This window comes from Granulicatella sp. WM01, assembly GCF_004570605.1.
Taxonomy (GTDB): domain Bacteria; phylum Bacillota; class Bacilli; order Lactobacillales; family Aerococcaceae; genus WM01.
This window is the reverse complement of sequence record NZ_SPPB01000123.1, coordinates 1-1,050: the sequence shown is the minus strand read 5'-3', so window position 1 is coordinate 1,050 and position 1,050 is coordinate 1. Positions and strand designations below refer to the sequence as shown.

Below are 1,050 nucleotides of genomic sequence, written 5' to 3'. Positions count from 1 at the left end.
GTTTAAATATTTTACATATTTACGAACTCGAGTATTTTTAGTGCAAGAAAAATTATTTAAACCATCTTAATATGGGCTGAAAAGTCTATCAAATCAGTATGCTTATTGTCAAGGCACGCTCACGCTATAAACCTTGACAACTGCATACCGATTCGAAAAGAAACAATTAGCCCTATTAAGAAAAAACAACTTAATATTTGCTGGAATTTTTACTTACCAACATAATTTGACGAAGAGCCAAAAGAAAAGGATAAAGTTATCAATAAACTTTATCCTTTTTCTATAACTTATCCACTTAAGAGAATATTTCGCAAGCGTAATCTCTCACTGTTTAAACATATTATTCTTCTTTTTTCTTACGAGCAATCAGAACTAGAGCTGCTGCCAAACTCATTGCACCTAGAGCTGTTACTTCTAAATTACTCTCTGTTCCAGTATATGGTAATAAACCTCTAGCACCATTTACTTTCTCAAAGACTAAATCTGTACCTGGAATAACATCTTTACTTCCGTCTGGATATATAATTGTTGCTGTACCGTCTTTTTCCACTGTTACTGTTGTTCCTGGTGGGAATTTGTCTTTGTTGACTTCTTTAATTTTATCTTCTACAGCTTTTCTTTCTTCATCAGTTAAGTTTGTGACATCTTTTACTGGTGTTTTTTCTGGTACTGTTGGTGTTATTCTATCTGCATCTGTTGGATTTAATGGTTTCACTAAATCTGTGCCTGGAATAACATCTTTACTTCCGTCTGGATATGTAATGGTTGCTGTACCATCTTTTTCCACTGTTACTGTTGTTCCCGGTGGGAATTTGTCTTTGTTGACTTCTTTAATTTTATCTTCGACAGCTTTTCTTTCTTCATCAGTTAAGTTTGTGACATCTTTTACTGGTGTTTTTTCTGGTACTGTTGGTGTTATTCTGTCTGCGTCTGTTGGATTTAATGGTTTCACTAAATCTGTGCCTGGAATAACATCTTTACTTCCGTCTGGATATGTAATTGTTGCTGTACCGTCTTTTTCCACTGTTACTGTTGTTCCCGGTGGGAATT

At 34.6% G+C, this 1,050-nt stretch carries 1 protein-coding gene; it reads right to left on the bottom strand.

What is annotated here, in order from left to right:
- Positions 1-340 precede the first annotated feature (340 nt).
- Positions 341-1,050, bottom strand: a 710-nt coding sequence (locus E4T68_RS08930; protein WP_135126046.1) for an LPXTG cell wall anchor domain-containing protein, incomplete at its 5' end; no start/stop codon positions are given.